Source organism: Agrobacterium sp. CCNWLW155 (genome assembly GCF_036888815.1).
In the GTDB taxonomy this organism is placed as follows: Bacteria; Pseudomonadota; Alphaproteobacteria; order Rhizobiales; family Rhizobiaceae; genus Agrobacterium; species Agrobacterium radiobacter.
This window is the reverse complement of sequence record NZ_JBAKFW010000001.1, coordinates 1384420-1403660: the sequence shown is the minus strand read 5'-3', so window position 1 is coordinate 1403660 and position 19241 is coordinate 1384420. Positions and strand designations below refer to the sequence as shown.

The window sequence follows — 19241 nt, the reverse complement described above, 5'->3', positions numbered from 1 at the left end:
ATTTCTGCAGAGGGACGGGGCATGACGGCAATCACCATGAATGATGCGCTGGAGCGCGCAGGCGCAGGCGCCTATCAGCGCAGGCTGATGGGTATTTTCGGCCTCGTCTGGGCGGCGGATGCCATGCAGGTTCTGGCCGTCGGCTTCACAGCCGCCTCGATTGCCGCAACCTTTGGCCTGACGGTGCCGCAGGCGCTGCAGACCGGAACGGCGTTCTTTTTCGGCATGCTTCTCGGCGCTGCCGGTTTCGGGCGGCTGGCGGATCGTTACGGGCGTCGCCGGGTGCTGATCGTCACCGTGGCCTGTGATGCACTGTTCGGTGTGCTTTCGATATTCTCGCCTGATTTCACCATTCTGCTCGTCCTGCGCTTTCTCACCGGGGCCGCCGTGGGCGGCACGCTGCCGGTGGATTATGCGATGATGGCGGAATTCCTGCCCGCCAAGAATCGCGGGCGCTGGCTGGTCTTTCTGGAAGGCTTCTGGGCTGTCGGGACACTGATCGTGGCTCTTGCGGCCTGGGGCGCCAGCCTTGCCGGTGTCGCCGATGCCTGGCGTTACATTTTTGCCGTGACGGCCTTTCCGGCCGTCCTCGGTCTCGGCCTGCGCTTTCTGGTGCCGGAATCGCCGCTTTACCTCTTGCGCAGCGGTCGGTCGGAAGAAGCAAAGACTGTCGTCAACCGTATGCTGGTGACGAATGGCCGTGCGCCGCTCGATGCCGGAACCGGGCTTTTCCAGCCTGACGTGGCCAAGGGGCAGGGGATATTTTCACCGGCGCTCCGGCAGCGCAGCATCATGATCCTTGCCATCTGGTTCCTCGTTTCGGTCTCCTATTACGGTGTCTTCACCTGGATGCCGGCGAAACTGGCCGGAGACGGTTTCGGCTTCGTGCGCGGTTATGGTTTTCTGGTGCTGGTGGCGCTGGCGCAGATCCCCGGTTATGCGCTTGCCGCCTATGGCGTTGAAAAATGGGGCCGCAAGCCGACACTGATCGGCTTCTGTCTGCTCTCCGCGCTCGGATGCCTTCTCTTCACGCTTGCCACCGGTGGCGCGATGATCGCCGCCTCGCTTCTTATCATGAGTTTTGCGCTGCTTGGCACCTGGGGCGCGCTTTATGCCTTTACGCCGGAGCTTTACCCAACGGAGTCGCGGGCGACCGGCATGGGGGCCGCAGGCGCCATGGCAAGGCTCGGTGGCCTGCTGGCGCCCTCATTGCTTGGTTACGCCATAGCGCAGGGTTTCGGTGTCGCGATCGGCATTTTTGCCGGTCTACTGGTGCTTGCCGCCATCGCCGCGACGATGATCAATGCGGAAACGCGGCAGGTGGCGCTGACCTGATTGCCGCTCAGGGGCATGGCCTGACCGTCAAGGATCAGGCCATGCTGTTTGCGGTTAAAGCGTCGTGTAATTGACCGGCAGCCAATCGTAATTCGTGCTGTCGGTGCGCACATGGCCTATGCCGGGGAAGGCGATATGGGCGCCTGCCACCAGATATTTGCCTTCCACCGCCTGCCGGAATGCCAGATCGCGGGCGGCGACGGCAGCCTTCTGGTCGACGTCAAATTCGATCGCGACATCAGGTTCATCGAACTGGAGGATATCGCCATGGGTGATATCGCCCCAGAAGACGATTTTCTGGCCGTCGCTTTCCAGAACGATGCCGCTGTGGCCCGGCGTATGGCCGGCATAAAGGATCGAGCCGAGGCCGGGAACCGGCGCGGCACTATCACCGAATGTCTCGAACTTGCCGGCATCGATATAGGGCTGGATGCTTTCCTTCGCTTCGGCATAACCCTTCTTCAGCGCTTCGGGCGCCGCTTTGGCCTTTGCCTCATCAAGCCAGAAAGCGGCTTCGCGCTTGTTGACGTGCAGGGTCGCATTGGCAAAGACGCGTTTGCCATCCGCAGACAGCCCGCCGGAGTGGTCGGTATGGATATGGGTGAGGATAACATCGTCTATCTCCCCCGCCTTGTAGCCTGAGGCCTCGATATTGGCGACGAGCCGGCCGAGGCTTGGGCCGAGATAGGTGCCGGTGCCGGCATCAATCAGCACCAGCCTGTCGCCGGTGTTGACGAGAAACGCGTTGACCGAGGTGGGCGTTTCTTCCGGCAGGAAGGCATCCTGCAGCACCTTTGTCGCATGTTCCGGTGTGGTGTTGGTGTAGATTTTGGCAAGCGGCAGCGCGATGACGCCGTCCGAAAGCGCGGTGACTTCCACCTTGCCGACCATCAGCCGGTAAAAGCCGGGTGCCTGTGTGGCGGCGAGCGGCGCCTTGGCGAAGGCGAGGGAGGGTGCAACGAAGGGGGCGGCGATGATGGCGCTGGCGGCGCCTTTGAGAAGTGAGCGACGTGACGGCATTGAGGGCTCCTGGGTTGGGGAACGTCTTGAAACTTTCCGTACTCCAGCTAAGTGTAGAGAGGTCAGCAATCAAATCGATGTGACTTATGCAAACTATCGATCATTTCAATCTTCGTTCTTTCGACCTCAACCTTCTCATCGCCTTCGATGCGATGATGGAGGAAATGAATGTCACGCGCGCCGCGCGGCGGCTGAAAATCCAGCAGCCGGCCATGAGCCATAATCTCTCCACCCTGCGGACCCTGTTTCAAGACGAGCTTTTCATCCGCGTGGGGCAGGAGATGAAGCCGACGGCGCGGGCGCTCAATCTGGCCGGGCCGGTGAGACAGGCGCTCAGGCAGGCGCAGGCGGCGGTGCTGACGGCGGATGTGTTCGATCCGGCAACGGAGCGCCGCACATTCCGGCTGGGCATGTCGAGCGAGGTGGAACTGTTGCTTTTGCCGGATTTGACGGCGCGGCTGCGGGAGATTGCGCCCGGTATCCGTATTCTCGCCCGCAACGGGCAGGAGCAGGAAATCACGGCGATGCTGGATACGGGTGTGATCGACATGGCTGTCGGATGCACCTATTCGAAAGAGCAGCGCCACCATTGCGAACCGCTCTATTCTTCCAGCGTATTCTGCTGTTTCAACCCGGCTTTACTCGATCTGCCCAATCCCGTGGGACTGGACGCCTATGTGGCGGCCAAACATGCGGTCATATCGCAGACGGACAGCCTGCACGGCTGCATCAAGGATGCGCTGGAGCTGAGCGGATTGGAAATCGACGTCGTTGCCGCGGCGCCGGATTTTCTTTCGGTACTGGCAACGGCGCGATCTTCGGCGGTGCTGGCCACCGTGTCCTCGCGTATCGCGCTGCGTTATGCGCCGCTGCTGGGGCTGGAAATAAGCCCGGTGCCGGTGGCGTTGAACTTCCCACCCGTCGCCATGGTCTGGGCCCTGCAGACCGATGCGGATGCCGGGGCCGTGTGGCTTCGCCAGCAGATTCGCGAGGCTATGGGTCGGACGGTCGACGGTGAGGTATCGGTGATCGCGGCTTAGCAGCTTTATGCAATCTAGAAGCGCTTCTCCAGCCAGGTGATCGACTGGCCGCTGGAAAGGGGGCCAAGCGAGCCGATTTTGGTGAAGCCGTAGCGTTCATAGGTTCTCAGGGCATCCGGGTTCATCGTGTCTATATAGGCGCCCATGCAGCCGCGTTTTCTGGCTTCTTCCTCGGCCATTGCAAGCAGCTTGGGGCCCGTGCCCCGACCGCGCATGGTTTCCGGTATGAAAAGAAGCTGCACGTAAAGCCAGCCGCGGGCGGTATGGCCAACCAGACCGCCGGTAACAATGTTTTCGTCGTCACGGATGGTGATGATGAGTTCGCGTTTGTCGCTTTCGCCGAAACGGGCGAGATTATAGGCCACCAGCGGATCGCGGATGGCCTTTTCGGCTTCTGGATCCGCGACGTCGCTCAAAATGAAATTCATGGTTTCTCTCCAGACGCCGGGGTGGCGACCGCTTTCGATTTCCAATCGGAGACGGGAAAGCCCGGCGCTGCCGCCGGGCCGAAACGCCCTTACCGGCCCTCACGCCACCAGAGCGCGGAGAAGGCGAGCAGCAGGGCGGCAAGCCCGGCAAAACCGGCAAAGAGCGGCAGGGTGTTGACGCCTTTCAGCACCGTCTCGTCGGTCATGCGTATCAGCATGCGATCCTCATCGGCAACCCTGATATCGCCGCGGACGGGCAATATATCGGGCAGCGCGATACGGCCGGAACTATCGGCGACACGGTGCACGCTGCCCTTGGTGGCGTCTGCCAGCGGTTTCAGCGTTTCGGTCGTCGAAATCATCGCCTTGAATTCCGGTGCATCCACCGCGCCGACATGGACGAGGGTGGTGAAATCGCCGTTCTTGATTTCGAACAGGCCGGTTTCATCCATGCGGCGCTCGATCCTGTAAAGACCGGGCTCGGCGCTGGTGAAGGCCATGCTTTCCGTTTTGCCGGAAGGGAAACGCACGCTCGCCTGACCGGGATCGTCGCCAATGGTCTGGCGGGTGATCTGCAGGGTGCGGCCGTTGGCGCGCGCCGTCAGCGCCTCTTCTTCAAGCTCCGGCTCCTTCATCAGCCAGTGGGCGATGCGGCGGTAAAGCGCCACATGCGGGCCACCACCTTCGTAACCGCGCGCCCACAGCCAGCCCTGATCCGACAGCAGCATGGCGACACGGCCTTCGCCCTGCCGGTTCAGCACCAGCAGCGGGTCCTGTCCGTCGCCCAGCATCACGGTCTGGCCCTGCGGCGGGTCGACACTGATGGTGCGGAACCAGCGGCCCCATTGCGGCGGCTCGTTGCCCGAGCCTTCCAGCCCGCGGGTGACGGGGTGTTTCTTGCCCGCTTCCGAAAGACGGGGGTAAAAAGCGGCCTGATGCACCTGACCCGTCGGCTGCGCCGGCAGCACGGAGGCCAAAGGCGTCATGGCGATCGAATCCTGACCGGCATGTTCCGGCCCGGCGGCGATCAAAAGCGCGCCGCCCTTTTCGACATATTGGGCGATGTAATCGTAATAAAGGATCGGCAGCACGCCGCGATGCTGGTAGCGGTCGAAGATGATGAGGTCGAAATCATTGATCTTCTCAACGAACAGTTCGCGGGTCGGGAAGGCGATCAGCGAGAGTTCGTTGATGGGCGTGCCGTCCTGTTTTTCGGGCGGGCGCAGAATGGTGAAATGCACCAGATCGACCGAGGCGTCGGATTTCAGGAGGTTGCGCCAGGCGCGTTCACCGGCATGGGGTTCGCCGGAAACGAGCAGCACGCGCAGGTTTTGGCGGATGCCTTCGATCAGGTGAACGGCGCGATTATTGGCGGCCGTTACTTCGCCCGGAAGCTCGGCGACGGAAAACTCCATGACATTGTTGCCGCCGCGCGGAACCTTGAAGCTGAACGGCGTCGGCTGGCCGGGCGTGGCCTGCAGCGTGGCGATTTCTTCGCCATTCATCTTCACGGTCACTTCCGCGGAACCGCCGCCGGCGGGGCGGCCGTCATCGAAGACGCGCAGTGTCAGCTGCTGCTCTTCGTTGACGATGCCGAAGCGCGGAGCGCGGACTATTTCGATACGGCGGTCGAACTCATCGGCCTTGCCGGTGATTAACCCATGGACCGGCGCGCGGAAGCCCAGCGCCTGTTCGGCATTGGGCAAAGCGTTGGGAATATCGTGAATCTGGCCGTCGCTGAGGAAGATCGCGCCGCCGACGCGGGATGGTGAGACATCCGAGACGGCAGAGGAAAGCGCCGAGAAAAGCTGTGTCGAGGGGGAATCGCTCTCACCATTGTCGCGGACTTCCACGATGCGCGGCTCAATGCGCGGGAAGCGCGAGAGCCGGTCTTTCAGCGTCTCCAGCGCGGTATCGGTCATCTGCGGCCGCTCCTGCACGTCCTGGCTCTGCGAGCGGTCGACGATGACGGGCACGATGGTGGAGAGCGGCTCGCGCTCTTCCTGCGTCAGAAGCGGATTGGCGATGGCGGCAAGCAGGGCGGCGAGCGCCAGCCCGCGCAGCCACGCGCCGCGCACGCCGCGCCACAGGCCGATGAAGGAAAGGGCGAGGGCTGCGACTGCCAGAACGGCGATTACGATCCACGGCAGGAAGGGGGCGAAGGTCAATGTCATGTCACTGCCCCAACCGTTCGAGAAGTGCGGGAACGTGGACCTGATCGGCCTTGTAGTTGCCGGTCAGCATATACATCATGATGTTGACGCCGGAGCGGAAGGCGTGTTCGCGCTGCATCTCGTCTGGTGGCACGGTGGGCAGAACCGGCGCGCCCTGCGCATCGACGGCCCATGCGCCGGCAAAGTCATTGCCTGTTATCATGATCGGCGTCACGCCATCACCGGAGGAGGAAAGGCCCGACGTGGTCTTGGCCGCGCCCTGCCGCGATTCCACCCAGAGCGGCGAGCCGTTGTAACGACCGGGGAAATTGGTGAGCAGGTAGAAAGAGCGCGTCAGAACATGGTCTTCCGGCACGGGCTCCAAGGGCGGAATGTCGATATTGGCGAGGATCGCTTGCAGGCGTTCGCCGTTAGGGCTGGTCGCGCCGGTGTCGAGCGAAGAGAACTGGTCGCGCGTATCGAACAGTACGGTGCCGCCGGCGCGCATGTAGGCGTCGATACGCGAGATGGCGGCGCTTGAGGGCATCGGTGCCGTGGCGGAAACCGGCCAGTAGATGATGGGATAGAAGGACAATTCATCCTTGGAAATATCGAGACCGACCGGCTGGCCGGGCTCCAGCGTCGTGCGCCAGGTCAGGAATTCACTGAGACCCTGCAGGCCCTGCTCGGAAATGCGGTCGACATCGTCTTCACCGGTGCGGACATAGGCGAGATGCGTGGTGTCCAGCCGCTCGAATATCTGCTCGTCGCCGGGTTTCGGATCGTCGGCGCGCGCGTCCGTTGGCGACATGGTGGCAAAGGCGCCAAGCGCCAGAAGCAGGGTGGCGGCGGTGGCGCTGCGGGCTTTTGGCAGGCGGGCGAATGCGCCGTTCATGAAGAGCACGATCAGGCTATCGGCAATCAGCATCAGGAAGGCGGCGATGAAGAGGGCGGGGCGCAGGGATTTTGCCGTTTCGCCGATCAGCGCTTCGCTTGACGTGCCGATACCGGCGGCCGACGTGTCGAGGGGGCGCAGCGTCGCACCAGCGGCTAAGAGATTGAGAGCCACGAAACCATCCTCTGTGCCGTAAAGGCCGGGGGGATTGTCGAAACCGGTGCGGGGCGGCTGGCCGGCGCGCATTTCCAGCGGTCGGGCAGTGCCGATTTCGGCCGACAGTGCGCCTTCGGCCGTGAGCAGCCGGAAGGGCGGCAGGGCGGCCGCCGGGGCATTGGCGTTGGCGGAAGCGCCGCCCGCCTTCGACAATTGCACGATACGGCGCAGCATATCGACGAAATGGCCTGAGATCGGCAGGTCGGACCAGCTTGCTTCGGCGCTGACATGGAAGAGCACGATGCGGCCTGCCTCGACGTTACGGGTGGTGACGAGCGGCGTGCCATCGGCAAGGCTGGCCCAGGTGCGCTCAGCCAGATCCGGTGTCGGTTCGGCCAGAACCTGGCGTTTGACGAGAATGCCATCGGCCTTCGGCATGCCGGCGAAGGCGCCAAAACTCGGGAAATCGGCAAGCGGCTGCGGCTCGGCCCAGGAGAGCGCGCCGCCGAGCGCACGTTCGCCCTGCCTGAGTGTTACCGGCACCAGCGGATCGTCGGCTGGGGCCGCGGCAAGGCGCGGTCCGGCAAAACGGATCAGCGTGCCGCCGCCGGCCAGCCACCGTTGCATCGGCTCATAGGTTTCCTGCGGCAGGCGGCCGATATCAGCCATGACGATGACGGAGGGGTTGGATTGCAGGATTTCCGGGATCGCCTGCGCCAGATCGGCCTGCCGCTGCGGAATGAGATCGGCAAAAGGCTGCAGGGCGCGGCTGATATAATAAAGCGGCTGCAGCAGCGGCTGGAAATCATTGCCGGTTTCGCCGGCCAGCAGCGCCACGCGGCGGCGGCGGAAGCCGTCATCGAGAAGATGCACCGCACCCGCCGTCGAGACACCTTCGAGGGAAAGGCGGGCGAAATCGTTGCGCAGTTCGAAGGGCGCTTCCACCGTCGCCGTCGTCTCGGCCTCGCCGGGCGCGAAGCTGGCGGTGCCATTGGCGAGGATGCGGCCCTGGCTGTCCTGCGCATTCACGGTCAGCCGCGCGGCTTCGGCGGTATCCAGCCGTGAAAGCGTGACGCTCATGGCGTCGGCATTGTTGGTGGCGCCTGATATGGCGGTGATCGCCTTGCCATCGCCCTTCACGATGCGGAATTCGGCGGGCGAGAGGCTGGCAAGCGTTCTCATCGCGCTTTCATCCTGCGCACTCTGCACGCCATCGGTGATATAGGCGAGCGTGCCGGGGGGCGTACCGTTCAGCGCTTCGGTGATGGCCTCTGCCGTGCGGATACGATCGGGAACCAGCGGCTTCGGTTTTGCTGCGGCGAGCTTGTCCAGCGCCACGGCTGTCGTTCCCGGCACGGCGTCATGTTCGGCGTCGGCGGTGAAAACGATGGAAACCGGGCGCTCGGCCCGTTCGGCATCTCCGATCAGAGCTTGCGCGGTTGCCACGCGCCGCTCCCAGTCGGGCGCGGAGGCCCAGCTATTATCGACCACGAGCACCAGGGGGCCGCTGCCGGCGATGCTGCTGTTGCGCGGGTTTACCACCGGGTCCGCCAGAGCGAAAATCACGGCGGCGGCGAGCGCCATGCGCAGAAGGGTCAGCCACCACGGGCTTTTCGACGGCGTTTCCTCGCGTTTCAGCACCGTCGCCAGAATCTTCAGCGGCGGAAAGACCTCCGCCTTGGGGCGCGGCGGTGTGAGCCGCAGCAGCCACCAGATGGCGGGCAGCGCCAGAAGGCCGAAGAGGATGTAGGGGCTGGTAAACACGAAAGGCAACGCGCTCATCGATGGCCACCGCCTTGCGCGGGCGCGCCGGAAAGATACATGTGAACGGCGACGAGCGCCTCGGAAGCGAGATGATCGGTGCGGTGGAACACGAAGTTCCAGCCGAGACGGCGCAGCGATGAGGACAAGGCCTCGCGCCTTGCGAGATAGGCGCGGGTGTAGTCCTCGCGAATGGTTTCGGCGCGGCCGGACACGAGTTTTTCGCCGGTTTCCGGATCAGTGAATTCGGTGCGGCCGGAATAAGGGAAGGTTTCCTCGGCCGGATCGGCGATTTCCACCACATGGCCACGTAAGCCCCGCCGCGCGAGCGGCGAAATCCGCTCCATCACATTTTTCGCATCATCGAGAAAATCGCCGATGAGGACGATGTCGCTCGCGCCGCGGATCATGCCCGTTTCCGGCATGCCTGTCGTGAGCGGCGCATGCATGATGGCGGCGGCCAGCCGTTCGGCGGCGTTTCTGGCCGAGACCGGCTCCATGATGCCGGGGCAGCCGATGCGCTCGCCCGAGCGCGCAAGGATTTCCGCCAGCGCCAGCATCAGCACCAGCGCCCGGCTTTCCTTGGAAACGGAGCCGAGGGTGGATTTGAACATCATCGACGGCGACATGTCGGCCCAGAGCCAGATGGTGTGGGCGGCTTCCCATTCCCGGTCACGCACATAGGTATGATCGTCGCGGGCCGAGCGCCGCCAGTCGATGCGCGACAGGCTCTCGCCTTCGGCATAGGGGCGGAATTGCCAGAAATTCTCACCGATGCCGCGCTTGCGGCGGCCGTGCCAGCCGGCGGTGACGGTGTTGGCGATGCGTTTTGCCTCGACCATGCAGTCCGGCACCAGTGCGGCGCGCTGGCGCGCACGCGCCAGAACTTCGCTACCCGGCGTCTTGTCTACGATCTGGCCGATGGATGCCACATGCAGTCCTTTCGCGAACGTGCGTTCAGTTCTTCGCCTGCTCCACGAGTGCTGCGATGACATCGCGCACCGACATGCCTTCGGCGCGGGCCGCAAACGTCAGCGCCATGCGGTGTTCCAGCACCGGCTCGGCGAGCGCATAGACATCGTCCAGCGACGGTGCGAGCCTGCCTTCATAGAGCGCACGGGCGCGGGCGGTCAGCATCAGCGACTGTCCTGCGCGCGGGCCCGGGCCCCAGACAACGTGTTTGTCGGTCAATTTGTTGCCATGGCCGGGGCGGGCGGAACGGACGAGCGAAAGGATCGCGTCCACGACCTTGTCGCTGACCGGCATCTGGCGGATGAGGGCCTGAACTTCCATCAGGCGTTCGGCATCGATCACGCCGCGTGCTTCGCCAGAGGCGGTGCCTGTCGTATCGAGCAGGATCTGGCGCTCCGCGGCAAGTTCGGGATAACCGACATCCACCTGAAGCAGGAAGCGGTCGAGCTGGGCTTCGGGCAGCGGATAGGTGCCTTCCTGTTCCAGCGGGTTCTGGGTGGCCAGGACGTGGAACGGCTTCGGCAGCTCATAGGTCTGGCCGGCCATGGTGATGTGATATTCCTGCATGGCCTGCAGAAGAGCGGACTGCGTGCGCGGGCTGGCGCGGTTGATTTCATCGGCCATCAGCAATTGCGCGAAAACCGGGCCCTTGATGAAACGGAAGGAACGGCGGCCGTTTTCGTCCTGATCCATGACTTCGGAGCCGAGAATATCCGACGGCATGAGATCAGGCGTGAACTGGATGCGGTTGGCATCGAGGCCGAGCACGGTGCCGAGCGTGGTGACGAGCTTGGTCTTGGCAAGGCCGGGAACACCGACGAGCAATGCGTGGCCGCCCGAGAGGATGGCGAGAAGCGTGTTCTGCACCACTTTTTCCTGGCCGAAAATGACCTTGGAGACTTCCGTGCGGATGGCCGCAATGTCGGAAAGCGCCTTTTCGGCCGAGGCGACGATGGCCTTTTCATCGAGGGTTTCGCCGGTATTCATCACGCCCATGTCGCTCTCCTCATACCTTCGCCGCTGTCACAGTCGCATCCCGGTTTTGCTGCCCGCTGGCCGGGACGGATTTTGCGCTGCATATAGCTTATTGCTCTCTTGGCCGCTGACAAGCGCCATTCGAATGACTATGTCGTGACTTAGTATTTCCTTATCGGCAAAGCGAGACTCGAATATGGCAGCGGAGACGATAAATTCGGCAGGTGATGCGGCGGGGCTGGCGGCGATGATTTCCCGCGCCGCCGAACAGACTGGCGATGCCAAACGCGGGCCGGCCCCGGTGGAACGCTGGAATCCGCCCTTTTGCGGCGATCTCGACATGGAAATCCGCGCCGACGGCACATGGTTCTACCTCGGCACGCCCATTGGTAGGGCGCCGCTGGTGCGGCTGTTTTCCACCGTTCTACGCAAGGATGAGGACGGCAAAACCTATCTCGTAACTCCTGTGGAAAAAGTCGGCATCCGGGTCGTCGATGCGCCTTTCGTCGCCGTCGAAATGAAGGTGACCGTGGGTGAGAAGTATGGCGAGCCGCTGCTCACCTTCCGCACCAATGTCGGTGATGTGGTGGAGGCGGGGCCGGAGTATCCGCTGCGGTTTGAAATTTTCGGAGAAAACCGCGAATTGAAACCCTATCTTCTGGTGCGCGGCCGGCTGGAAGCGCTGATCTCGCGGGCGGTGATGTATGATCTCGTCGCGCTCGGTGAAGTGATCGACGTTGATGGTATCGACATGTTCGCCGTACGCTCGGGCGGGATCGTCTTTCCGGTGATGCCCGCCAATGAACTGGAACGGCTTTCGCAATGACTATGACGACAACGGGCCTCAAGGCTTTTACCGCTAGCGATTTCCGCCGCCGGGTGCTGCAGGAAGGCGAGGGCGTGGCCGAGCGCGAAAATGGCGACCATGTGCTCAATCCGGGCGTGGTTCTCTCTGGGAACGGCATCAGGCTGAAGGATGCCGCCGTGCTGGTGCCCGTTATCGATGACGGCAACGATGCGCGGGTGATCTTCACCCAGCGCACCTCCACTTTGCGCAAACATTCCGGCCAGATTTCCTTTCCGGGCGGCGGCATCGATGCCGAAGACCGCACGCCGGAGGAGGCGGCCCTGCGCGAAACGGAAGAGGAAATCGGCCTTTCCAGGTCTTTCGTGGAAACGGTGGGGCGCCTGCCGGACTATATTTCCGGGACGGGTTTTCGCATCAAGCCGGTGCTGTCGGTCGTCCGTCCCGGCTTTGACCTGACGCTTAATCCAACGGAAGTGGATGAGGTTTTCGAGGTGCCGCTATCCTTCCTGATGGACCCGGCCAATCACGGGCGCGGCAGCCGCATCTTTCAGGGGAAGGAGCGGTTTTTCTATGAAATGCCCTATGGCGAACGCTACATTTGGGGCATTACGGCGGGCATCGTCAGGACGATTTACGAGAGGTTTTATTCATGAGCAGCCTTGCCGGGCGGGACTGGTTCGAAAAACCGGCGCTGAAGCGCATCTTTGCGCTTCTGAATGCCGATGGCGGCGAGGTGCGGATCGTCGGCGGCGCGGTGCGCAATGCGCTGATGGACCTGCCGGTCGTCGATGTCGATCTGGCGACGACGCTCACCCCTGACGTGGTGGTGGCGCGGGCGAAGGCTGCGGGCATCAAGGCGGTTCCAACCGGCATCGAGCACGGCACGGTAACGCTGGTGATCGATGGCGAAGGTTTCGAGGTAACGACGCTGCGTCGTGATGTCGAGACCAATGGGCGTCATGCACAGGTGGCTTTCGGCACCGACTGGCAGACCGACGCCGAGCGGCGCGATCTCACCATCAATGCTCTTTATGCCGATGAAAAGGGCGAGATCATCGATCTTATCGATGGGCTGCCAGATATCGAAACCGGAACCGTGCGTTTCATCGGCGATGCGGCGATGCGGATTTCGGAAGATTACCTGCGGATTCTGCGCTTTTTCCGCTTTTTCGCCCACTACGGCTCCGGCCGTCCTGATGCGGACGGTCTCAGAGCAAGTGCGCGGGCCAAGGACAAGCTGGGTACCCTTTCGGCCGAACGGGTATGGAGCGAGCTGAAAAAGCTGCTTTCCGCGCACGATCCCTCCCGCGCTCTTTTATGGATGCGGCAATCGGGTGTGCTGACGGAAATTCTTCCCGAGACCGAGAAATGGGGTATCGACGCCATTCACGGGCTGGTGGCGACGGAACAGGCTCTTGGCTGGGCGGTGGACCCGATGCTGCGGCTTTCCGCCATCCTGCCGCCCGATAGGGACAGGCTGGTCGCCCTTGCCGCGCGCCTCCGGCTGTCAAAGGCCGAAGCTGCCTATCTTACCCATTGGGCTTCGGCAGCGGCGGCTGACCCCGAACTGAAGGAGACGGCGCTTGACCGGCTGCTTTACCGTCAGGGTGTCGAAGGTGTGAAGACACGGCTGAAGCTTGCGCTTGCCGCCGCCCGTGCCGATGTTTCTGCTGGCGACACGGCCATGCAGAAGGTGGCGCGGCTTTCGACCCTGCTGGCGCGGGCGGAAAAATTCCACAGGCCCGGATTCCCCCTGAGCGGCGTGGATGTGATGGCGGCAGGCGTCGAGGCTGGCCCGAAGGTGGGCGAAGTGCTGAAAAGCCTTGAGGAAAAGTGGATCGACGTCAATTTCTCCCTTGACCGGGCAGCGCTGACCGCCCGGCTGAAGGATATGCTGGAGAATTGAAGTCGCAGCAACGAAGGCGTTGCGGCTTACGCCGCATTCGCTTCGTCGCGGATGCGGGATTTGATGTTCTCGATCATGTTTTCGCGGATGACGGTTTCGCCGTGGGCCGAGCGCATGTGCTCCACCGTGCGGCGGACGACTTCAGCGTCGTCATCTGCGCGCGTATGCCAGGCACAGCCGGGCACGAGCGTTCCGCATTCAAAAAGTCTCATGGTCTTGCCTCCCTGTTTCAGCGAAGGACAGCATTGAAGTGACATGCTGTCCTTCGGTCATGAAACGAAAGTTCGCCGCTTATGTTCCAGAGCGGCGTCCTTCAACCCTGTTCGGCGCCCTATTCGGGCCCCCTATTCGGGCATTGCCCAGCACTGGAACACAGAGGATGTGCCAGCTGCCGGAATTTTTGTACGAGGCATTTCGTCATTGGCTGCCCGCCGTGCCGTTTTTTGTCCGGCAAGGGAGCGTTTCACCTGTTCGACATAAAAGGAATGGGGCAGTTCACGATCACCCGTGGCGCGCATTTCCGCTGCCAGGCGGTCGATCAGATCAGGGGTATCGATGGAATGCAGCGCTTCCTCGACGGAAGCAGAGATAGGCATGCTGTTCGAAGTAATCATGACGATAGCTCCTCCAGTACGTCTGCGGGAGGAGACTACCACTGCCTTGATTTTTCCATAAGTCCTAATTTGCGCTATTTGCGACAAAATGGCTGATGAGCGTCAAATTTGCGTGAGGTTTTTTAAGGCCAGCGCACCACCGGCGGCAGCGAGGACAGAATCGATTCAACGTTGCCGCCCGTCTTCAGGCCGAAGATCGTGCCGCGGTCATAAAGCAGGTTGAATTCCACATAGCGACCGCGGCGGATAAGCTGCTCGTCGCGGTCCTCTTCCGTCCAGTTCTGATTGAAATTGGCGCGGACGATTTTCGGATAAACGAGATTGAAGGCGCGGCCGACATCCTGCACGAAGGTGAAATTGGCGTCCCAGCCGCCTTTTTCCTCATCAGGGTGCAGCCAGTCGAAAAAGATGCCGCCGGTGCCGCGTGGTTCATTGCGGTGCTTCAGGAAGAAATACTCGTCGCACCACGTCTTGTATCGCGGGTAATCGGCAACCGGATGGCGGTTGCAGGTGATTTCGAAGGCGCGATGGAAAAGCTGGGTGTCCGGGTCCTGTTCCGTCCGCCGACGACCGAGAACCGGCGTCAGGTCCGCGCCGCCGCCGAACCAGTGGCTGGTGGTGACGACCATGCGGGTATTCATATGTACCGCGGGCACATTGGGATTGACCGGATGGGCGATGAGCGAAAGGCCGGAGGCCCAGAAGCGCGGGTCTTCTTCCGCACCCGGTATCTGCTTGCGGAACTCGGGCGAAAACTCGCCATGGACGGTGGAGGTGTGCACGCCGACCTTCTCGAAGACGCGGCCTTCCATCATCGACATCTTGCCGCCGCCGCCTTCGCCATTGTCGCGCAGCCAGTCTTTCTGCACGAAACGGCCGGGCTCCTGATCGGAAAGAGGGCCGGTAAGATCGTTTTCCAGGGTTTCGAAGGAGGCGACGATGGTGTCGCGCAGATGCTGGAACCAGGCTTCGGCTGTGGCCTTCTTGTCTTCGATGTCCTCGGGCAAGCCCTTCGGCAAGATTGGCCGTTCCATATCTTCTTTCTCCTGCGGTGAAGTCTGTTCCCGCCGCCTCTAGCAGGTGTTTGCGCCGCGCACAAATACGACTCGCCAAGGCGGCGCGCCGACACTATCTTTATCGATGTAGGTGCCAGAGGTGAATATCATGACGAAATTTGCCGGACCGCCGCCCCTTGATGGGCTGAAGCGCAGGATCGCCAATCATCGCAAGGAACACGAAAGCGCCGGCGGTGAACAAAAGCGTGACGGCATGTTCGTGCGCCAGACCTTCTGTCTCGGCCGCGAGGAAGCCCGCGCCAAGGCGCGCGAATGGTTCGACAGCTTTCCCAAAGCGGCCTATTGGACGGAAGTGGAAAGCTGGCGGCAGCTTGAAGGCGACCGCATCGAATTCACCATGCGGCGGCTTCCCTCGGCCGATTGAGTTAGGCGCGGGGTTCGGCGTAACGCAGGCGGCTTTCGATCAGCACACCGCTTTCATCCAGAATGGGATGCGCCACCGAAACGATATGGGCGTTGATCCGTTTCAGGTCGCGCAGCATGTCGAGATGCAGCGAGCTGGTCTGCATGCTTTCCGTCAGCCCGTCGCGCAGCCGCTCCAGATGCCGGTTGGAGGACTGTTTTTCGAGGCGGCGTATATCCACCTTGCTTTCCATCAACCGGCGGGCAAGCTCGAAATCGCCGGTCACAAGAATGCTCTGGGCGGCGCGCAGGTTCTCGATGGTCATGTCGAACAGGGTTTTCAGCTCCTCATAACCGTCATCGGAAAATTTGAAGCTGTTCAGCACCTTCTTGCGGATCTGCTCGCAGATGCCCTTTTCGATGATATCGCCGATATGTTCGAGATTGATCGCGTAATCGATGATCGCGATCGAACGGCGCGCTTCCTCGTCGCTTAGCCCCTTGCGCCCCAGCTGCGACAGATAGACCTTCACCTCCTGCTGACGGCGGTCGACCTTCTTTTCGAGCAGGGAGACTTCCTGAAGCGGCGCCAGATCATTGTGCTTGAAGGCGTTTTCGGCGCGGATCAGCATCCGCTCGATGCTGTCGCCGACGCTCAAGACCTCACGGGTGGCATTGGCAAGCGCGACCACCGGCATATCCAACGCCTGCTGGTCGAGGAAATTCGGGCCGTCTTCAGCCTTCGGATCGCCCGGCACCAGCTTTGCCATCAGGTCGGATATCAGGCCGGAGAATGGCCAGGCTAGGGCCGCCAGAATGACGTTGAAGATGAGGTGGGCATCGACAGGCAATTTTGCGGGCGAAAGCGGTAATTGCTGCAGGAGTTCCGCCCCATAGGAGGCGAGCGGCATGGCAATGAGGCAGCCGATGGTGCGCACGACAAGATTGCCGATGGTGATGCGCCGCGCCGAGGCGGGGCCGGAAAGCGTGGCGATAACAGGCGGAATGGCGCCGCCGAGATTGGCGCCCAGAATGAGAACGATGATGAGGCCGGTGGAAAGCGTGCCGGTGGCGGCCAGCGACAGGATGAGCACCACGACCGCGAGGCTGGAAGAGGAGACGAAGGCGAGTACGGCCGAGAAGATCAGCGCGACGGGCCATGCTCCATCAAGCAGGCCGATAAAGACGCCGAGAGCCGGCGAGGCCCGCATCGGTTCGGTCGCGCCGCTTAGGAGATGCAGCGACAGCAGCATCAGGCCGATGCCGATCAGCGCGGTTCCGCCGCCCTGTCTGGCGTTGGAACTGCCCTTTTTCAGCACGATGCCCGCAAGGATCAAAAGCGGCGACAGCCATTCCACCCCGGCCGCCACGATCCATGCGGTAACGGCGGTGCCGACATTGGCACCGAGCAGCACCACCTGCGCCATGCGCGGCTTGATGAGGTCACGCTCCGCAAAGGAGGCGACGGTGAGTGCGGTTGCCGTCGAGCTTTGCAGCGCCACCGTCGCAAAAAATCCGGAAAAGAAGGAACGGGGACCGTTCTGGGTGCCGGTGGCCAGCACGCTTCGCAGTTTCATGCCGAAAGCGCGGGTAACGCCGTCCTTGACCTGGGACAGACCGAACAGCAGCAGTGCGACTGCGCCGAGAAGGTTGACGATGACAATGGTGGATTGCATGCGACGTCTCCTCACACCCGCCGGGGCATGGTTCCGGCGAGGGCGATTTTTATTGTCCGGCTAAAGAGTATAGGAGCCTCAACGCCCCCGGTACAGGCCGGGTTGCGACAGTTTTGAAGTAAAAACGGTCAAATTTTGTATTTGCCCGAAAAATTGGCGTTAAAGATGGCGCTTACGCCCATGCCGTCTGGCGCAAAGCCTCGCCGGTGATCATCGCCGCCGACATGGCGACGTTGATGGAGCGCTGGCCCGCCACCATCGGGATGATGATTCGCTCATCCGCCTTTTCATGCACATGGTCCGGTACGCCAGCACTTTCACGGCCGAAAAGCAGGATATCATCCGTGCGGTAAGTGATGTCAGTATAGGGCAGGGCGGCCTTGGTGGAGGCGAGAACGAGCCGGCGGCCGGTGGTTGCCCGCCATTGCTCGAAACGGTCCCAGCTGACATGGCGCGTGAGCGCCGCCGCTGCAATATAATCCATGCCCGCCCGTTTCAGATTGCGGTCGGAAATATCGAAACCGGCCGGCTCGATGATGTCCACGCCGAGGCCTAGACACGCGGCCAGCCGCAGGATGGTGCCGGTATTGCCGGGAATATCGGGCTGGTAAAGGGCAATCCTGATGTCGGGCATGGACTTCTCACTGCGGTTGGAGCGTCCGTCCGATTATCACGGGCGCGGGGCGAGCGACAGGTGCGTTGGGAAAAGTCCCTCCCAGGCGTTGTTCCCGAGCGGATATTCATTCGCGTGACACACAGCGCAGCTACCCATTCACCAACACATTGTCAGGTCTGTCCGGACGATCATGAATGGTCGGGACAGGTCATTTCGAGTCGGATTTTCTGCACGCGACAACAGGAGGATTCCATGTCCGAACGGGTGAATTTCGTCCATCTGACCGATCTGCATATTGGCAATCCGCAGGTGCAGGATGATGATCTTTATTCCGAGACCTCGGCCACGCTTTCCGCGACGCTCGCGCAGATCAAGGCGCTCGTGCCGCCGCCTGAATTCATCGTCGTCAGCGGCGATTTGACCAATAGGGGCGATGCCGGCAGCTATGAAGAACTCAAGCGCCTGATGGCGCAAGCCGAACTGGATGTGCCGGTGCTCTTCGCGCTCGGCAATCACGATCGTCGCGATGGTTTTTATCCGGTGATGCTCGGTCGCCATGAGGATCTGGATGAGCCCTATGATCATGCCGAAGTCATTGCCGGCATCCACATCATCGTCATGGATACCAGCGTTCCCGGCAAGGTCGGCGGGGCTTTCGAGCCCGGGCAGATCGAATGGCTCGAGGATGAGCTGGAAAACCACCCCGAACTGCCGAAGCTGCTGGTGATGCACCATGCGCCGGCGCTTGATTTCGACCGTCCCGATGCGGAGTGGGAATCCCTCTCCTTTGACGATACCGAGGTTCTGGACGAATTGCTGTTCGAGCATGATGTCGTCGGCATTCTGGCCGGCCACATCCATTACGACCGCATGTCGCACTGGCAGGGCATTCCCGTCGTGGTCGGCATCGGCCAGCATTTCGCCACTGACCCGCTGTGGCTGCATGAGGGCGTGCGCATGTTGTCCGGCGCGTCTTTCGCCATTGGCACGATAAGGGATACGGGCCTCACCGTGACTTTTGCGCCCCAGCCTAGCGATCGCCGGGAATTGAAGCGTCATACGCAGGCCGGAATGGCCGAGCTGATTGCCGACTATGAAAACGGCGAAGCGCAGGACGCAGCCGAATAAGGCGACGTCCGCATCGTTTAACGGGCGGAGACCCTGCGGGTCATCTCCGCCCGCTCGCCGTATTGGACGCACTTGCGTGTTTTCTCGCGTATTCGGTGTCTTTCCGACTGGTCATTGCTTAATTTTTGCGCTACAAGGCCATGTCTTCAACACCAGCCAAGGGAGGTTCTCATGCCAAATGACATTCGTATTCGCCTCCCGGCCCCAGTAGTGTCGCTGCTGGCCTAGGTGTTACTCTGCGGCCCGGCCGCGTTTCCCATATTTCGACTCACCATGTGGCTGTTGCGGCCATGTTCAAAGACTTTTCCGTTCCGTCGTGAGCCATATTTGTGTCCGCTCA

At 61.9% G+C, this 19241-nt stretch carries 18 protein-coding genes; 7 read left to right on the top strand and 11 right to left on the bottom strand.

Features of this window, described 5'->3' with window-relative positions:
• Window positions 1–21: 21 nt before the first annotated feature.
• Window positions 22–1335 carry an MFS transporter gene (locus V6S97_RS07075; protein ID WP_153315562.1) on the top strand — a complete coding sequence of 438 codons (1314 nt, stop codon included), beginning with the start codon at window positions 22–24 and terminating at the stop codon, window positions 1333–1335.
• Between the two features lie 54 nt (window positions 1336–1389).
• Here V6S97_RS07075 and V6S97_RS07070 read toward each other — a convergent pair whose 3' ends face one another.
• On the bottom strand, window positions 1390–2355 hold the full coding sequence (locus tag V6S97_RS07070) for an MBL fold metallo-hydrolase (RefSeq protein ID WP_004430178.1): 966 nt from the start codon (window positions 2353–2355) through the stop codon (window positions 1390–1392).
• Between the two features lie 86 nt (window positions 2356–2441).
• On the opposite strand from V6S97_RS07070, the gene V6S97_RS07065 reads away from it, so the two are divergent.
• Entirely contained in the window at window positions 2442–3395 is a 954-nt protein-coding gene (locus V6S97_RS07065; RefSeq protein ID WP_004430180.1) for a LysR substrate-binding domain-containing protein, read from the top strand.
• A gap of 14 nt (window positions 3396–3409) precedes the next feature.
• Here V6S97_RS07065 and V6S97_RS07060 read toward each other — a convergent pair whose 3' ends face one another.
• From V6S97_RS07060 to V6S97_RS07040, 5 genes are all read right to left on the bottom strand, one after another.
• The gene (locus tag V6S97_RS07060) at window positions 3410–3823 is read right to left on the bottom strand and encodes a GNAT family N-acetyltransferase (protein WP_004430183.1); all 414 of its coding nucleotides are present in this window, start codon (window positions 3821–3823) and stop codon (window positions 3410–3412) included.
• A gap of 89 nt (window positions 3824–3912) precedes the next feature.
• Window positions 3913–5997, bottom strand: a complete 2085-nt coding sequence (locus V6S97_RS07055) for a hypothetical protein (RefSeq protein ID WP_004430185.1) — start codon at window positions 5995–5997, stop codon at window positions 3913–3915.
• 1 nt (window position 5998) lies between these two features.
• On the bottom strand, window positions 5999–8809 hold the full coding sequence (locus V6S97_RS07050) for a DUF4159 domain-containing protein (RefSeq protein WP_004430189.1): 2811 nt from the start codon (window positions 8807–8809) through the stop codon (window positions 5999–6001).
• A complete protein-coding gene (locus V6S97_RS07045) occupies window positions 8806–9720 on the bottom strand; it encodes a DUF58 domain-containing protein (protein WP_004430192.1) in 915 nt (304 codons plus the stop codon). Before V6S97_RS07045 ends, V6S97_RS07050 begins: the two co-directional genes overlap by 4 nt.
• Before the next feature lie 25 nt (window positions 9721–9745).
• Window positions 9746–10756 (bottom strand): AAA family ATPase, encoded by a 1011-nt coding sequence (locus tag V6S97_RS07040; protein WP_004430195.1) that lies wholly within the window; start codon window positions 10754–10756, stop codon window positions 9746–9748.
• A 175-nt stretch (window positions 10757–10931) separates the two neighbouring features.
• Here V6S97_RS07040 and V6S97_RS07035 point away from each other — a divergent pair, with 175 nt between their 5' ends.
• Genes V6S97_RS07035 through V6S97_RS07025 form a run of 3 tightly spaced genes read left to right on the top strand, consistent with a single transcriptional unit; the run spans window position 10932 to window position 13449 of the window.
• A complete protein-coding gene (locus V6S97_RS07035) occupies window positions 10932–11561 on the top strand; it encodes a DUF1285 domain-containing protein (protein ID WP_334426426.1) in 630 nt (209 codons plus the stop codon).
• Window positions 11558–12196: an NUDIX hydrolase gene (locus tag V6S97_RS07030; RefSeq protein WP_004430201.1), complete on the top strand. Its 639-nt coding sequence runs from the start codon at window positions 11558–11560 to the stop codon at window positions 12194–12196. Before V6S97_RS07035 ends, V6S97_RS07030 begins: the two co-directional genes overlap by 4 nt.
• Complete coding sequence (locus tag V6S97_RS07025; RefSeq protein ID WP_004430203.1) at window positions 12193–13449, top strand: CCA tRNA nucleotidyltransferase; 1257 nt, start codon at window positions 12193–12195, stop codon at window positions 13447–13449. Before V6S97_RS07030 ends, V6S97_RS07025 begins: the two co-directional genes overlap by 4 nt.
• Before the next feature lie 26 nt (window positions 13450–13475).
• Here V6S97_RS07025 and V6S97_RS07020 read toward each other — a convergent pair whose 3' ends face one another.
• The 3 genes from V6S97_RS07020 to hemF all read right to left on the bottom strand — a co-directional run bounded on the left by V6S97_RS07020 (window position 13476) and on the right by hemF (window position 15097).
• Window positions 13476–13661 carry a DUF1059 domain-containing protein gene (locus V6S97_RS07020; protein WP_003523091.1) on the bottom strand — a complete coding sequence of 62 codons (186 nt, stop codon included), beginning with the start codon at window positions 13659–13661 and terminating at the stop codon, window positions 13476–13478.
• A gap of 132 nt (window positions 13662–13793) precedes the next feature.
• The gene (locus V6S97_RS07015) at window positions 13794–14063 is read right to left on the bottom strand and encodes a hypothetical protein (RefSeq protein ID WP_004430213.1); all 270 of its coding nucleotides are present in this window, start codon (window positions 14061–14063) and stop codon (window positions 13794–13796) included.
• A 122-nt stretch (window positions 14064–14185) separates the two neighbouring features.
• Window positions 14186–15097, bottom strand: a complete 912-nt coding sequence (hemF, locus tag V6S97_RS07010) for an oxygen-dependent coproporphyrinogen oxidase (RefSeq protein ID WP_004430216.1) — start codon at window positions 15095–15097, stop codon at window positions 14186–14188.
• A gap of 130 nt (window positions 15098–15227) precedes the next feature.
• Here hemF and V6S97_RS07005 point away from each other — a divergent pair, with 130 nt between their 5' ends.
• Window positions 15228–15503 (top strand): hypothetical protein, encoded by a 276-nt coding sequence (locus tag V6S97_RS07005; RefSeq protein ID WP_334426425.1) that lies wholly within the window; start codon window positions 15228–15230, stop codon window positions 15501–15503.
• Between the two features lies 1 nt (window position 15504).
• Here V6S97_RS07005 and V6S97_RS07000 read toward each other — a convergent pair whose 3' ends face one another.
• Entirely contained in the window at window positions 15505–17157 is a 1653-nt protein-coding gene (locus V6S97_RS07000; RefSeq protein ID WP_112355861.1) for a Na/Pi cotransporter family protein, read from the bottom strand.
• A gap of 172 nt (window positions 17158–17329) precedes the next feature.
• Complete coding sequence (locus V6S97_RS06995; RefSeq protein ID WP_223568046.1) at window positions 17330–17791, bottom strand: tRNA (cytidine(34)-2'-O)-methyltransferase; 462 nt, start codon at window positions 17789–17791, stop codon at window positions 17330–17332.
• 234 nt (window positions 17792–18025) lie between these two features.
• Here V6S97_RS06995 and V6S97_RS06990 point away from each other — a divergent pair, with 234 nt between their 5' ends.
• On the top strand, window positions 18026–18901 hold the full coding sequence (locus V6S97_RS06990) for a phosphodiesterase (protein ID WP_334426424.1): 876 nt from the start codon (window positions 18026–18028) through the stop codon (window positions 18899–18901).
• The last annotated feature ends 340 nt before the right edge of the window (window positions 18902–19241 follow it).

Excerpts from the sequence above, each read along its gene's own strand:
- V6S97_RS07075 (WP_153315562.1), top strand. The coding sequence starts at position 22 with ATGACGGCAATCACCATGAATGATGCGCTGGAGCGCGCAGGCGCAGGC.
- V6S97_RS07070 (WP_004430178.1), bottom strand. The coding sequence starts at position 2,355 with ATGCCGTCACGTCGCTCACTTCTCAAAGGCGCCGCCAGCGCCATCATC.
- V6S97_RS07065 (WP_004430180.1), top strand. The coding sequence starts at position 2,442 with ATGCAAACTATCGATCATTTCAATCTTCGTTCTTTCGACCTCAACCTT.
- V6S97_RS07060 (WP_004430183.1), bottom strand. The coding sequence starts at position 3,823 with ATGAATTTCATTTTGAGCGACGTCGCGGATCCAGAAGCCGAAAAGGCC.
- V6S97_RS07055 (WP_004430185.1), bottom strand. The coding sequence starts at position 5,997 with ATGACATTGACCTTCGCCCCCTTCCTGCCGTGGATCGTAATCGCCGTT.
- V6S97_RS07050 (WP_004430189.1), bottom strand. The coding sequence starts at position 8,809 with ATGAGCGCGTTGCCTTTCGTGTTTACCAGCCCCTACATCCTCTTCGGC.
- V6S97_RS07040 (WP_004430195.1), bottom strand. The coding sequence starts at position 10,756 with ATGGGCGTGATGAATACCGGCGAAACCCTCGATGAAAAGGCCATCGTC.
- V6S97_RS07035 (WP_334426426.1), top strand. The coding sequence starts at position 10,932 with ATGGCAGCGGAGACGATAAATTCGGCAGGTGATGCGGCGGGGCTGGCG.
- V6S97_RS07030 (WP_004430201.1), top strand. The coding sequence starts at position 11,558 with ATGACTATGACGACAACGGGCCTCAAGGCTTTTACCGCTAGCGATTTC.
- V6S97_RS07025 (WP_004430203.1), top strand. The coding sequence starts at position 12,193 with ATGAGCAGCCTTGCCGGGCGGGACTGGTTCGAAAAACCGGCGCTGAAG.
- V6S97_RS07020 (WP_003523091.1), bottom strand. The coding sequence starts at position 13,661 with ATGAGACTTTTTGAATGCGGAACGCTCGTGCCCGGCTGTGCCTGGCAT.
- V6S97_RS07015 (WP_004430213.1), bottom strand. The coding sequence starts at position 14,063 with ATGATTACTTCGAACAGCATGCCTATCTCTGCTTCCGTCGAGGAAGCG.
- hemF (WP_004430216.1), bottom strand. The coding sequence starts at position 15,097 with ATGGAACGGCCAATCTTGCCGAAGGGCTTGCCCGAGGACATCGAAGAC.
- V6S97_RS07005 (WP_334426425.1), top strand. The coding sequence starts at position 15,228 with ATGACGAAATTTGCCGGACCGCCGCCCCTTGATGGGCTGAAGCGCAGG.
- V6S97_RS07000 (WP_112355861.1), bottom strand. The coding sequence starts at position 17,157 with ATGCAATCCACCATTGTCATCGTCAACCTTCTCGGCGCAGTCGCACTG.
- V6S97_RS06995 (WP_223568046.1), bottom strand. The coding sequence starts at position 17,791 with ATGCCCGACATCAGGATTGCCCTTTACCAGCCCGATATTCCCGGCAAT.
- V6S97_RS06990 (WP_334426424.1), top strand. The coding sequence starts at position 18,026 with ATGTCCGAACGGGTGAATTTCGTCCATCTGACCGATCTGCATATTGGC.